Origin of the sequence: Pseudomonas sp. F8002 (assembly GCF_013385495.1) — a bacterium.
GTDB lineage: Bacteria > Pseudomonadota > Gammaproteobacteria > Pseudomonadales > Pseudomonadaceae > Aquipseudomonas.
In genome coordinates, this window is the sequence record NZ_JACAPW010000041.1 from 125,389 (window position 1) to 138,737 (window position 13,349).

13 protein-coding genes are annotated in these 13,349 nt (G+C 57.1%); 10 read left to right on the forward strand and 3 right to left on the reverse strand.

What is annotated here, in order from left to right; genetic code table 11:
• Nucleotides 1-20: 20 nt before the first annotated feature.
• The 3 genes from HX811_RS27500 to HX811_RS27510 all read right to left on the reverse strand — a co-directional run bounded on the left by HX811_RS27500 (nucleotide 21) and on the right by HX811_RS27510 (nucleotide 4,006).
• Nucleotides 21-2,462 (reverse strand): TonB-dependent siderophore receptor, encoded by a 2,442-nt coding sequence (locus HX811_RS27500; protein WP_177048261.1) that lies wholly within the window; start codon nucleotides 2,460-2,462, stop codon nucleotides 21-23.
• Between the two features lie 93 nt (nucleotides 2,463-2,555).
• Nucleotides 2,556-3,500 carry a FecR domain-containing protein gene (locus tag HX811_RS27505; RefSeq protein WP_177048263.1) on the reverse strand — a complete coding sequence of 315 codons (945 nt, stop codon included), beginning with the start codon at nucleotides 3,498-3,500 and terminating at the stop codon, nucleotides 2,556-2,558.
• The gene (locus HX811_RS27510) at nucleotides 3,500-4,006 is read right to left on the reverse strand and encodes a sigma-70 family RNA polymerase sigma factor (RefSeq protein WP_008439546.1); all 507 of its coding nucleotides are present in this window, start codon (nucleotides 4,004-4,006) and stop codon (nucleotides 3,500-3,502) included. Before HX811_RS27510 ends, HX811_RS27505 begins: the two co-directional genes overlap by 1 nt.
• 586 nt (nucleotides 4,007-4,592) lie before the next feature.
• On the opposite strand from HX811_RS27510, the gene mnmG reads away from it, so the two are divergent.
• From mnmG to atpA, 10 genes are all read left to right on the forward strand, one after another.
• Complete coding sequence (mnmG, locus tag HX811_RS27515) at nucleotides 4,593-6,485, forward strand: tRNA uridine-5-carboxymethylaminomethyl(34) synthesis enzyme MnmG (RefSeq protein ID WP_003213563.1); 1,893 nt, start codon at nucleotides 4,593-4,595, stop codon at nucleotides 6,483-6,485.
• Nucleotides 6,482-7,126: a 16S rRNA (guanine(527)-N(7))-methyltransferase RsmG gene (rsmG, locus tag HX811_RS27520; protein WP_177048264.1), complete on the forward strand. Its 645-nt coding sequence runs from the start codon at nucleotides 6,482-6,484 to the stop codon at nucleotides 7,124-7,126. The genes mnmG and rsmG overlap by 4 nt, the downstream gene beginning before the upstream one ends.
• Nucleotides 7,127-7,144: 18 nt before the next feature.
• On the forward strand, nucleotides 7,145-7,942 hold the full coding sequence (locus tag HX811_RS27525; protein ID WP_003213559.1) for a ParA family protein: 798 nt from the start codon (nucleotides 7,145-7,147) through the stop codon (nucleotides 7,940-7,942).
• A 9-nt stretch (nucleotides 7,943-7,951) separates the two neighbouring features.
• Nucleotides 7,952-8,824 carry a ParB/RepB/Spo0J family partition protein gene (locus HX811_RS27530; protein WP_003213558.1) on the forward strand — a complete coding sequence of 291 codons (873 nt, stop codon included), beginning with the start codon at nucleotides 7,952-7,954 and terminating at the stop codon, nucleotides 8,822-8,824.
• Nucleotides 8,825-8,972: 148 nt separating this feature from the next.
• The gene (locus HX811_RS27535; protein WP_003213556.1) at nucleotides 8,973-9,380 is read left to right on the forward strand and encodes a F0F1 ATP synthase subunit I; all 408 of its coding nucleotides are present in this window, start codon (nucleotides 8,973-8,975) and stop codon (nucleotides 9,378-9,380) included.
• A 16-nt stretch (nucleotides 9,381-9,396) separates the two neighbouring features.
• Nucleotides 9,397-10,266, forward strand: a complete 870-nt coding sequence (gene atpB, locus HX811_RS27540) for a F0F1 ATP synthase subunit A (RefSeq protein WP_003213554.1) — start codon at nucleotides 9,397-9,399, stop codon at nucleotides 10,264-10,266.
• Nucleotides 10,267-10,399: 133 nt separating this feature from the next.
• A complete protein-coding gene (atpE, locus tag HX811_RS27545; RefSeq protein WP_002555987.1) occupies nucleotides 10,400-10,657 on the forward strand; it encodes a F0F1 ATP synthase subunit C in 258 nt (85 codons plus the stop codon).
• A gap of 56 nt (nucleotides 10,658-10,713) precedes the next feature.
• Nucleotides 10,714-11,184, forward strand: a complete 471-nt coding sequence (locus HX811_RS27550; protein WP_008439543.1) for a F0F1 ATP synthase subunit B — start codon at nucleotides 10,714-10,716, stop codon at nucleotides 11,182-11,184.
• Between the two features lie 12 nt (nucleotides 11,185-11,196).
• Nucleotides 11,197-11,733, forward strand: a complete 537-nt coding sequence (locus tag HX811_RS27555; protein WP_003213551.1) for a F0F1 ATP synthase subunit delta — start codon at nucleotides 11,197-11,199, stop codon at nucleotides 11,731-11,733.
• 21 nt (nucleotides 11,734-11,754) lie between these two features.
• A complete protein-coding gene (gene atpA, locus HX811_RS27560) occupies nucleotides 11,755-13,299 on the forward strand; it encodes a F0F1 ATP synthase subunit alpha (protein WP_003213549.1) in 1,545 nt (514 codons plus the stop codon).
• The last annotated feature ends 50 nt before the right edge of the window (nucleotides 13,300-13,349 follow it).

Consider the following 13,349-nt stretch of genomic DNA (forward strand, 5'->3'; position numbering starts at 1 on the left):
GGTTATCCACAGCTGGCTGGTTACCAGTTGTAGGAAACTGTTCCGAGTAGCGTCCGGCTTTCACCCCAGTAGCAGCGGCCCGCATCGTTGCAGCCGGACACATACTCCTTGTCGAACAGGTTCTTCGCATTCACGTCTACCGACCAGTGCTGGTCAATCTGGTAACCAATGGCGGCATCCACCAAGGTCACGCTTCCAGCATCCAGCTTCCCGTAAAGAGAAGGCGCGGTGTAAGCGAAAGTGCTGTCGAAGTAGCGCACGCCGCCACCGACGGACAAGCCCTTGAGCTGGCCATCAAGAAAGCGGTATTTGCCCCAGACCGAAGCCTGATTACGCGGAACACCGGTCATCTGGTGACCTTCCACGAGCGACGTTGCCGAATCCTTGGTAATCCGAGCATCGGTGTAGGTGTAGGCCGCAGTCACGTTCAAATTAGGTGTGAGGTTGCTGTTGACCTCCACTTCCACGCCCTTGGCCCGGCTTTCGCCGACCTGGCGGTAGGTATTGGTCGTGGCGTCGAGGTACGTGTCGTCCTGCTTGCGCAAGTCATAGATCGACAACGTCATCGCCGTGTCCCAACCGATCGGCTCGTACTTGAGGCCTACTTCATATTGACTGCTGGTGATCGGGTCCAGCGGTGTGCCGGCATTGGAGATCTGCTGTACCGGAACGAACGCGGTCGAGTAGCTGACATATGGCGTCAGGCCATTGTCGAACTGGTACATGATCCCGCCCTGATAGGTGAACTTGCGGTCTTCAGAGCTGATGTTGCCGGCCTTGGCCACCTTGTCGCGAAAATCACTGTCGACCCAGTCCTGCCGCCCGCCGAGCAAGAATAACCAGTGGTCATACTTGCTCTGAAGCTGTGCATAAACACCTTTCATTTGCTGTTCGAGCAACGTGTTTTGCACTGCGAGAGGCGTCAATGGATCCCTCAGGTACACCGGGTTATACACATTGATCGTGCCTGCAAATCCGGCATTCCAATCCTGGCTGAACGAGGTACGGTCATAGCTGGCACCGAACAGCACGGTATTTTCCAGCCCGCCTACCTGGAATTTGCCTTCCAACTGGTTATCCAGCGAGTAGACCATCGATTTGTTGTAGCGGTCGTAGGCATTCATGTTCAGCTGTGTGCCGAACCCCGCATTATTCAGGTTGCCTGGCCAGGTTTCATGGCGGGTGATTCGCGACTGCATGTAGCGCGAGTTCTGCCGAAACTGCCAGTCATCATTGAAGCTGTGGCTGAACTCGTAGCCGGTGCTCCAGGTTTCCCGTTCGAAGGTGTTCCAATCTGGGTCACCGAGCATGGTGTGCTTGGAGAGCTTTCCGTTGGGGTTGGTCAGTAACGTGCCTGCTGCAGGTAGGCCAAGTTCAAGATTGGTGTGGTCTTTCTGGTAGTTGGCCAGCAGCGTCAGGGTGTTGTAGTCGTCGAAATTGAGGGTCAGGGACGGTGCGATATACAGGCGGTCATCGGGAACGTGATCGGTCTGGGTGTCGGACTTCCTGCCGAGCATCACCACCCGTCCAAGGATATTGCCGCTGTCGTCCAAGGGACCGGAGATATCCACACCCACCTGGCGCCGGTTATTAGAACCGTAGGTCAGCTGAACTTCGCCTTGTGGTGTAGCTGTCGGGTGTTTACTCACCAGGTTGACCAGGCCACCGGGTGCGTTTTCGCCGTAGAGCAGGGAAGAAGGGCCACGGAATATCTCCACCCGTTCCAGGCCATAAGGTTCGCTGGTGGTGTCATACCGGTTGCCTTGGACTCGCAAGCCATCGCGCAGCAGGCCGTAGCCATAATCCGTGGCGTTGAAACCGCGAATGAAGAACAAGTCACCGGCCAGCCCGTCGCCCGCAGCGAAGGGAGGGGCAAAGATTCCCGGCACATAGCCCAGCACTTCTGTGAGCGTCTGGGATTTTTGATCCTTGATGCGCTGGCCGGTCACCACCGACACCGAGCGCGGGGTTTCCGACAATGGTGTGCTGGTCTTGGTACCGATTCGGCTGTTTTGCGCCTTGTAACCTACGTCCCCGGCAATTTCCTGATTGAACCCAGTCTGTTGATAAGTGCTGACAGTAGTGGGGGCCAACATGAGCTGTTCCCCGCTCGTAGCCGGCTGCAGCGCGTAGCTGCCGGGGCCTTGAACCGCCGCCTGCAATCCCGAGTTTTGCAGCAATAACGCAAACCCTTGCTCCACCGAGTAGTCACCCTCCAGCCCAGGACTTTGCAGGCGCGCCGTCTGCTGCGGCGAGAATGACAGAATCACATTGGCCTTCGACGCAAATTGGCTCAAGGCATTGTCGAGTGGCCCGGAGGCGATCACGTAATGTTGCACTGGGCTGGCAGCAATGGCCCGAGTGCATAGCAAGGTGCTGGCAGTCGCGGCCGTGGCCAGCAGCAAGCCATACGTGATGCCGTGATGGGAGAGACGCTGGCGAAGTTTTGTAGGAAGGCGCATGTGTGAGTAAGCCCTGAAGGTAGCATCGTGATTACCTGTAGGGCCGCGCCAGGTAAAAAAAAGATAACCCCCGTTGAGAGTATTTTTTCAGTATCAAGCTGTAAGCGTTACGGAGACCCAATAGCGCGTGAAATACTTCACGTGGATCGGCAGCGTGACCTGCAAGTTGGCCAATACGGCGTCGGTGGAATCAAGACGGAAAGTGCCGGACACCCGCAGCCGCGCTGATGCGGCATCGCACTGCATAACGCCCGGCCGATAGCGCGCCAGTTCGTCGATGACATCCCCCAGTCGCGCGTCCAGAACGATCAGTTGGCCGTCGACCCATGCGGCTTGGTTCCTGCGATAAATATGGCTGGGGCCTACGTCTTGCGTGCCGAAGTCGACACTCTCACCAGGTCCAAGCACTCGGCTATGGGCCGGCTGGTCGACGGGTTGCACGCTGACCCGGTCTTCCAGCACACCAACCCGCGTCGACCCTTGCAGTTGGCGAACAGTGAACCGCGTACCCAAGGCTTGAACACGACCCTCATGGGTTTCGACATAAAACGGTGTCTGCCGGCCCGACTTTCCGGTGTGGATAAGTACTTCCCCCTCACGCAAACGGACCAGTCGCTGCTGCCCATCGAAAAGTACGTCGATAGCCGTGTTCGTATTGAGGTCAATTTGAGTGCCGTCGGCCAACCCGATTCGCCGTCGTTCGCCGACCTTGGTCCGATAGTCAGCCCAGAGGTTGCCCAGGGATGTGTGTTGTTGAACGTTCCACCCCAAGTACCCGGCGGCACCGAGCATCAGCATCAGCTTGAGCACTTGCCGCCGTTGTTGACTGGCCGAGAGCGCACGACGGGTGAAGTCCTTGGGTAGCGCACCGAGGCCACGTTGCAACTGCTCCATCTGGTTCCAGGCCGCCTGATGGGAGGGGTCGCCGTTGAGCCATTGCTGCCAGGCACTTTGTTGCGCGGGTGTCGGTGGCTGCGATTGAAATTGCACGTACCAACTGGCGGCGGCTTCGAACGTCTTGCGATCCGGGGCAGCCATTACATGCCCGCCATGATCAAGGCGCATTCAGTCAGGGCCCGAACCATATGTTTCTTGACGGTGGTCAGCGAGACACGCAACTGATCGGCGATCTGTTGATAAGTCAGGCCTTCGACCTGGGACAGCATGAAAATTCGCCTGGCCCGCTCCCCCAGCCCACACAAGGCTTTATCCACAGCAACGAGGGTTTCAATGATGATGGCCTTGTCTTCTTCACTGATTGCGATCGCTTCGGGCCGGTCTGCCAGGGTTTGCAGATAGGCCTGCTCAATGGCGCGGCGACGATAGCGGTCAATCACCAGTCCCCGGGCAACTGTGGCCAGATAGTCCCTGGGCTCGAGGATCTGCGTCGCGTTGCGGCCGCCCAGGATCCGCACGAACGTATCGTGTGCCACGTCAGCTGCATCGCAGGCGTTATGCAACTTTCCCTTGAGCCAGCTGTGCAACCACGAATGGTGCTGCTCATAGATGTGCTGGACTGCAACGGTATGCGAGGGAAGGGCCATGAGAGGTGACGAGGCAGGTTAATGATAATAACTATTATTAACTGCCGTGGCGCTTTCTCACAATAGGCGTTCCATCAACCCGTTTCACAAATGCAAATGAACTGTTTCCTGCCTGACCGAGGATTTTCGGAGGCATCTGCCTGCCTGAAACTTATCGGGATCCGTATTTTCTGTGGATTAAGCCCTGTGAATAACCGCCCCTGTGCCCAGTTGATAACCAGGCTTGAAACCTGAGTAAAAACCCCTCTGTGGATAACCACCCGTTTAATCCACAGGCTTAAAGCACTTATCCAAGGGCCTTATCGGCACCTAACCACAGACTTTTGAATCTCTGTACATGACGTAAATAAAGGCCTGTAGAGATCTATCCACAGAAACATGCCTCAGTAGAAATAAACATAAAAACAAAGATTTAATAAATTTCTCTCTTTTAATTTCTATTGTTCGTGATTCATCCACAGCTGGTTAAATTTTGTGCAAAGGGTTCTTTAGGAAGGGCGAAGTCCCTATACTTGCCGACTCGTTCGAAAACCTGATCTCGAACGCTCATTCCTAATTACCTACAGAAGCAGGCACGAGGTGCGTGGTGGATTTCCCTTCCCGTTTTGAAGTGATCGTCATCGGCGGCGGTCATGCCGGTACCGAGGCAGCACTGGCGTCAGCACGCATGGGGGCAAAAACCCTGTTGCTGACGCATAACGTGGAAACCCTCGGCGCCATGAGCTGCAACCCCGCGATCGGCGGGATTGGCAAAAGCCACCTGGTCAAGGAAATCGATGCCCTGGGCGGCGCGATGGCCATGGCCACCGACAAGGGTGGTATTCAATTTCGCGTATTGAACAGCCGCAAAGGCCCGGCCGTACGGGCCACACGTGCTCAAGCCGACCGGATCCTGTACAAGGCCGCTGTCCGCGAAACCCTGGAAAACCAGCCGAACCTGTGGATATTTCAACAGGCAGCCGATGACCTGATCGTCGAACAAGACCAGGTACGCGGTGTTGTCACGCAAATGGGCCTGCGTTTCTTCGCAGAATCCGTGGTGTTGACCACCGGTACCTTCCTCGGCGGACTTATCCACATCGGTATGCAGAACTATTCCGGTGGCCGCGCCGGTGATCCACCGTCAATCGCCTTGGCTCAGCGCCTTCGCGAACTGCCACTGCGTGTCGGTCGCCTGAAAACCGGCACGCCGCCGCGAATTGATGGCCGGTCTGTGGATTTCTCGGTGATGACCGAGCAAGCCGGTGATACACCGATCCCGGTGATGTCGTTCATGGGCTCCAAGGAACAGCATCCGAAGCAGGTCAGTTGCTGGATTACCCACACCAACGCCCGCACCCACGAAATCATCGCCGCGAACCTCGACCGTTCGCCGATGTATTCCGGGGTGATCGAAGGCATTGGCCCACGCTATTGCCCGTCGATCGAAGACAAGATCCACCGCTTTGCCGACAAGGAAAGCCACCAGGTCTTTATCGAACCGGAAGGTCTGACCACCCATGAGCTGTACCCGAACGGAATTTCCACGTCCCTGCCGTTCGACGTGCAAATCCAGATCGTGCAGTCGATTCGCGGTATGGAAAATGCGCACATCGTGCGTCCTGGCTACGCCATCGAGTACGACTACTTCGACCCGCGTGACCTGAAATACAGCCTGGAAACCAAGGTCATCGGCGGTTTGTTCTTTGCAGGGCAAATCAACGGCACCACCGGTTACGAAGAAGCCGGCGCCCAGGGTTTGTTGGCCGGAACCAACGCGGCACTGCGTGCACAGGGCAAAGACAGCTGGTGCCCGCGTCGCGATGAGGCGTACATCGGTGTGTTGGTCGACGACCTGATCACCCTCGGAACCCAGGAACCGTACCGGATGTTTACGTCCCGGGCCGAATACCGCTTGATCCTGCGGGAAGACAACGCCGACCTGCGCTTGACCGAAAAAGGTCGCGAATTGGGCCTGGTCGACGACGTGCGTTGGGCGGCCTTCTGCAAAAAACGCGAAAGTATCGAGTTGGAAGAGCAACGTCTGAAAAGTACTTGGGTTCGCCCGGGCACCGAGCAAGGCGACGCGATTGCCGAAAAATTCGGCACGCCGCTGACTCACGAATACAACTTGCTGAACCTGCTGTCCCGGCCGGAAATCGACTACGCTGGTCTGATCTCGGTCACCGGCGGTGGCGCAGAAGATCCACAGGTTGCCGAGCAGGTCGAAATCAAGACCAAATACGCCGGTTACATTGACCGTCAGCAGGATGAGATCGCTCGTCTGCGGGCCAGCGAAGACACCAAGCTGCCTGTGGATATCGATTACACAAACATTTCCGGGCTGTCGAAAGAGATCCAAGGCAAGCTGGGGATAACTCGACCGGAGACCCTGGGCCAGGCGTCCCGTATCCCGGGCGTCACGCCGGCAGCCATTTCGCTGTTGATGATTCATTTGAAAAAACGCGGCGCGGGCCGTCAGTTGGAGCAAAGCGCTTGAGTTCGTTGGTCACCTCGCAACACGCCGAAGAGTTATCCACAGGTGCTCGCCAGCTCGGCGTCAACCTGACCGAAGCCCAGCACGAGTTGCTTCTGGGTTATCTGGCCCTGTTGATCAAATGGAACAAGGCTTACAACCTCACTGCGGTGCGTGACCCAGACGAAATGGTCTCCCGCCATCTGCTCGACAGTCTCAGTGTCATGCCGTTTATCGAAAACGGCCGCTGGCTCGACGTTGGCAGCGGCGGCGGCATGCCCGGCATCCCGCTGGCGATCCTGTTTCCGGAGTCGCAAGTGACCTGCCTGGACAGCAACGGCAAGAAAACCCGCTTCCTGACCCAGGTCAAACTCGAACTCAAGCTGGATAACCTGCAAGTTATCCACAGTCGCGTCGAAGCCTTTACGCCTGAACAGCCTTTCAACGGAATTGTTTCCCGGGCGTTCAGCAGGATGGAGAACTTCAGCAACTGGACCCGCCACCTCGGCGACCGCGATACCCGTTGGCTGGCAATGAAGGGCGTTCATCCAAGCGACGAGCTGTTAGCATTGCCGGCAGACTTCCACCTCGATAGCGAACACGCCTTGGCCGTACCCGGTTGCCAAGGCCAACGCCATCTGCTGATACTGCGCCGCACGGCATGATTGGGAACACAAGCAAGAATGGCTAAGGTATTCGCGATAGCGAACCAGAAAGGTGGCGTGGGCAAAACCACCACCTGCATCAACCTCGCAGCATCCCTGGTCGCTACCAAGCGTCGGGTGCTGTTGATCGATCTCGATCCACAGGGCAACGCCACCATGGGTAGCGGTGTGGATAAACACGGCCTGGAAAACTCGGTCTACGACTTGCTGATTGGCGAGTGCGACCTGGCCCAGGCCATGCACTTCTCCGAGCACGGTGGTTATCAACTGCTGCCGGCCAACCGCGATTTGACCGCGGCGGAAGTGGTGCTGCTGGAAATGCAGATGAAAGAAAGCCGTCTGCGCAGCGCCCTGGCGCCAATCCGCGAGAATTACGACTACATTTTGATCGACTGCCCGCCGTCGCTGTCGATGCTGACGTTGAACGCACTGGTTGCGGCCGACGGGGTGATTATCCCCATGCAGTGCGAGTATTTCGCGCTCGAAGGCTTGAGCGACCTTGTGGATAACATCAAGCGTATCGCCGAGCTGCTCAACCCGAACCTGCAAATCGAAGGCCTGCTGCGGACCATGTATGACCCGCGCCTGAGCCTGATGAACGATGTGTCGGCACAGCTCAAGGAACACTTCGGCGATCAGCTCTACGACACCGTGATTCCACGCAACATCCGCCTGGCCGAAGCGCCAAGCTATGGCATGCCCGCGCTGGCGTACGACAAGTCTTCCCGCGGCGCCATTGCCTATCTGGCGCTGGCCGGCGAGATGGTTCGCCGTCAACGCCGCAATTCACGCACCGCTGCAGCCCAGCCAACTTAAGGAATCCCCATGGCCGTCAAGAAACGAGGTCTCGGACGTGGACTGGATGCACTGCTGAGTGGTCCGACTGTCACGACCCTTGAAGAACAGGCAGTGCAGGCCGACGAGCGCGAGCTGCAGCACCTGCCGCTGGACCTGATCCAGCGCGGCAAATACCAGCCGCGCCGGGACATGGACCCGCAGGCGCTGGAGGAATTGGCGAATTCGATCAAGGCCCAGGGCGTGATGCAGCCGATCGTGGTGCGCCCGATTGGTGCAGGCCGCTTTGAAATCATCGCCGGCGAGCGCCGCTGGCGCGCCAGCCAGCAGGCCGGCAAGGAAACCATTCCGGCAATGGTGCGCGATGTGCCGGATGAAACCGCCATCGCCATGGCGTTGATCGAGAACATCCAGCGTGAAGACCTCAATCCGATCGAGGAAGCGATCGCCCTGCAGCGTTTGCAGCAGGAATTCAAACTGACTCAGCAGGAAGTCGCGGATGCGGTGGGCAAGTCCCGGGTTACCGTGTCCAACCTGTTGCGCCTGATCGCGCTGCCGGAAGTCATTAAAACCATGCTTTCCCATGGCGACCTGGAAATGGGTCATGCCCGTGCTTTGCTCGGTTTGCCGGAAAATCAACAGGTTGAGGGGGCGCGACACGTTGTCGCACGAGGCCTCACCGTTCGTCAGACCGAGGCCCTGGTTCGCCAGTGGCTCAGTGGCAAACCTGCACCGGTCGAAACCGCCAAACCTGATCCGGATATTGCACGCCTGGAGCAGCGCCTGGCCGAACGCCTAGGCTCTGCGGTGCAAATTCGTCATGGCAAGAAAGGCAAAGGGCAATTGGTCATCGGATATAACTCATTGGATGAGCTTCAGGGCGTCCTTGCCCACATCCGCTGAAACAATTGCTTCTGTAGCGCGCAGTCGGAAATCACTACCCGGCAGTTGAATAGGGGCAGAACCGCCCCTATACTCTGCGCGCATTTTGTCGGCACAAATTATGCCAAGTTATTGATTTCCGGCAGCCGACCATTGAGGAGCAAGAGTGATGGAAACCCGCACGCCAAACACGTTGCCGTTCCATCGCTTGGCCGTTTTCCCGGTTTTAGTGGCTCAATTTGTCATTTTACTGATCGCCTCTTTGGCGCTCTGGTATTGGTATGGAGTCGTAGCCGGATACTCGGGACTCTGCGGAGGCCTGATAGCCTTGCTGCCCAATATGTATTTTGCTCACAGGGCCTTTCGGTTTTCCGGCGCCCGAGCAGCCCAGGCTATCGTCCGGTCTTTTTATGCTGGCGAGGCGGGGAAATTGATTTTGACGGCAGTGCTGTTTGCACTGACCTTTGCAGGTGTGAAGCCATTGGCGCCGCTGGCTGTATTCGGCGTCTTCGTGTTGACCCAACTGGTCAGCTGGTTCGCTCCCCTGCTAATGAAAACAAGACTTTCGAAACCTTAGGGCGTTTGAGGCAACCATGGCAGAAACAACCGCTTCGGGCTATATCCAGCACCACTTGCAGAACCTGACCTTCGGTCAGCTTCCCAACGGCGGCTGGGGCTTTGCCCACTCCGCAGCAGAAGCCAAAGAAATGGGCTTCTGGGCATTCCACCTGGATACTCTGGGCTGGTCTGTCGCATTGGGTCTGATCTTTGTCCTGATTTTCCGCATGGCGGCAAAGAAGGCGACTTCCGGTCAGCCAGGTGCTTTGCAGAACTTCGTTGAAGTATTGGTCGAATTCGTCGATGGCAGCGTGCGGGACAGCTTCCATGGTCGTAGCGCGGTGATTGCACCGTTGGCACTGACCATCTTCGTCTGGGTGTTCCTGATGAACGCCGTCGACCTGATCCCGGTCGACTGGATTCCTCAGCTGGCCATCCTGATCTCCGGCGATCACCACATTCCATTCCGTGCGGTTTCGACCACGGACCCTAACGCCACCCTGGGCATGGCCCTGTCGGTGTTCGCGTTGATCATTTTCTACAGCATCAAGATCAAGGGCATCGGCGGCTTCATCGGCGAACTGACCCTGCACCCGTTCGGCAGCAAGAACATCTTCGTTCAAGCGCTGCTGATCCCGGTGAACTTCCTGCTGGAGTTCGTGACCCTGGTCGCCAAGCCGATTTCCCTGGCCCTGCGACTGTTCGGCAACATGTATGCCGGCGAGCTGGTGTTCATTCTGATCGCTGTGATGTTCGGCAGTGGTCTGCTCTGGCTTAGCGGCCTGGGCATTGTTCTGCAGTGGGCGTGGGCTGTGTTCCACATCCTGATCATCACCCTGCAGGCGTTTATCTTCATGATGCTGACCATCGTCTACCTGTCGATGGCGCACGAAGAGAACCATTAAGACCAGTCTCGACTAGTCTGATGTCCCTCCCGGTCAAACGGGAGGGTAGCCCTGAAGGGCTATGAAACGATTTGTTTTACCGCTTTAAAATCTAAAAAACCTAAACCATACGACGTAAAAGTCGGGAGGAAAGATGGAAACTGTAGTTGGTCTAACCGCTATCGCTGTTGCACTGTTGATCGGCCTGGGCGCCCTGGGTACTGCCATTGGTTTCGGCCTGCTGGGCGGCAAGTTCCTGGAAGGCGCAGCGCGTCAGCCAGAAATGGTTCCAATGCTGCAAGTTAAAATGTTCATCGTCGCCGGCCTGCTCGACGCCGTGACCATGATCGGTGTTGGTATCGCTCTGTTCTTCACCTTCGCGAACCCCTTCGTTGGTCAACTCGCCGGTTAATCACTCGTTTTTTCGAGTGATTGGTGTGTTGTGCAACGAACGAGCGAGGTATTGGCGTGAACATTAATGCAACCATTATTGGTCAGTCCTTAGCGTTCTTGATTTTTGTAGTTTTCTGCATGAAGTTCGTATGGCCTCCGGTCATCGCGGCTTTGCACGAACGTCAGAAGAAGATCGCAGACGGACTGGACGCTGCCGCACGAGCAGCTCGCGACCTGGAGTTGGCCCAAGATAAAGCGGGTCAACAACTGCGCGAAGCGAAAGCTCAGGCAGCTGAAATCATTGAGCAAGCCAAGAAACGCGGTAACCAGATCGTTGAAGAGGCTGTTGAAAAAGCCCGTATCGACGCTGACCGTGTGAAGGTTCAGGCTCAAGCCGAGATCGAGCAGGAACTGAACGGTGTCAAAGATGCGCTGCGTGCCCAACTGGGTGCTCTGGCCGTCGGCGGTGCTGAGAAGATCCTGGGTGCCACAATCGATCAAAACGCGCACGCGGAGCTGGTAAACAAACTGGCTGCTGAAATTTAAGCGAGGGCGATCATGGCAGAATTGACCACGTTGGCCCGACCTTACGCTAAGGCAGCCTTCGAGCACGCCCAGGCCCACCAGCAGCTGGCCTCTTGGTCAGCCATGCTCGGCCTGGCTGCAGCAGTGTCGCAAGACGACACCATGCAGCGCGTGCTCAAGGCCCCGCGACTGACGAGCGCAGACAAGGCCGCCACGTTTATTGACGTGTGCGGCGACAAGTTTGATGTAAAAGTGCAGAACTTCATCCACGTCGTTGCCGAAAACGACCGTCTCCCGCTTCTGCCGGAGATCGCCGCTCTGTTTGACCTGTACAAGGCCGAACAAGAGAAATCGGTAGATGTTGAAGTGACCAGTGCTTTTGCATTGAACCAAGAACAGCAAGACAAACTCGCCAAGGTTCTCAGTGCACGACTCGACCGGGAAGTGCGCCTGCAAGTTGCGGAGGATGCCACCCTGATTGGTGGTGTCATCATTCGCGCCGGCGACCTGGTTATCGATGGCTCGATTCGCGGCAAACTCGCGAATCTTGCCGAAGCATTGAAATCTTGAGTTTGAAGGGGCAGCAGAGCAATGCAGCAACTCAATCCTTCCGAAATAAGTGAAATTATCAAGGGCCGCATCGACAAGCTCGATGTGACCTCCCAAGCCCGTAACGAAGGCACTGTCGTCAGCGTATCTGACGGCATCGTGCGGATTCACGGTCTGGCCGACGTAATGTACGGCGAGATGATCGAGTTTCCGGGCGGCGTCTACGGTATGGCCCTCAACCTGGAGCAAGACTCTGTAGGTGCCGTTGTATTGGGCTCCTACCAGACTCTGGCCGAAGGCATGAGCGCCAAGTGCACAGGCCGCATCCTGGAAGTTCCGGTTGGTAAGGAACTGCTGGGTCGCGTTGTCGACGCACTGGGTAACCCTGTTGACGGCAAAGGTCCGCTGAACAACACCGAGACCGATGCGGTCGAGAAAGTTGCTCCAGGCGTGATCTGGCGTAAGTCGGTAGACCAGCCTGTACAGACTGGCTACAAGGCTGTCGATGCCATGATTCCTGTCGGCCGTGGCCAGCGTGAGCTGATCATCGGTGACCGTCAGATCGGTAAAACCGCTCTGGCGATCGACGCGATCATCAACCAGAAAGACAGCGGGATTTTCTGCGTCTACGTAGCCATCGGTCAGAAACAATCGACCATCGCCAACGTGGTTCGCAAGCTGGAAGAAAACGGCGCCCTGGCTAACACCATCGTCGTAGCCGCCAGTGCTTCCGAATCCGCTGCACTTCAGTTCCTGGCACCGTACTCCGGTTGCACCATGGGCGAATACTTCCGCGACCGCGGTGAAGACGCGCTGATCGTTTATGACGATCTGTCCAAGCAAGCAGTGGCTTACCGCCAGATTTCCCTGCTGCTGCGCCGTCCACCAGGCCGTGAAGCTTACCCAGGCGACGTGTTCTATCTCCACTCCCGTCTGCTGGAGCGCGCATCCCGCGTTTCGGAAGAATACGTAGAGAAGTTCACCAACGGCGCAGTGACCGGCAAAACCGGTTCCCTGACCGCACTGCCGATCATCGAAACCCAGGCTGGCGACGTTTCCGCGTTCGTTCCGACCAACGTGATTTCCATCACCGACGGTCAGATCTTCCTGGAATCGGCCATGTTCAACTCCGGGATCCGTCCTGCAGTGAACGCCGGTGTTTCGGTATCCCGTGTGGGTGGTGCCGCTCAGACCAAGATCATCAAGAAGCTCTCCGGTGGTATCCGTACCGCTCTGGCTCAGTACCGTGAACTGGCGGCATTCGCCCAGTTCGCTTCTGACCTGGACGAAGCGACCCGTAAGCAACTTGAGCATGGTCAGCGCGTTACCGAGCTGATGAAGCAGAAGCAATACGCACCAATGTCGATCGCTGACATGGCGCTGTCGCTGTATGCCGCTGAGCGTGGGTTCCTGACCGACGTTGAAATCACCAAGGTCGGCAGCTTCGAACAAGCGCTGATTGCTTACTTCAACCGCGATCACGCCGAATTGATGGCGAAGATCAACGTGAAGGGTGACTTCAATGACGACATCGACGCTGGCATCAAAGCCGGTATCGAGAAGTTCAAGGCCACCCAAACCTGGTAAGCCGCAGCGGGGGCCGCGAGGCTCCCGCTTGCTAACCTGATAGGTGTTAC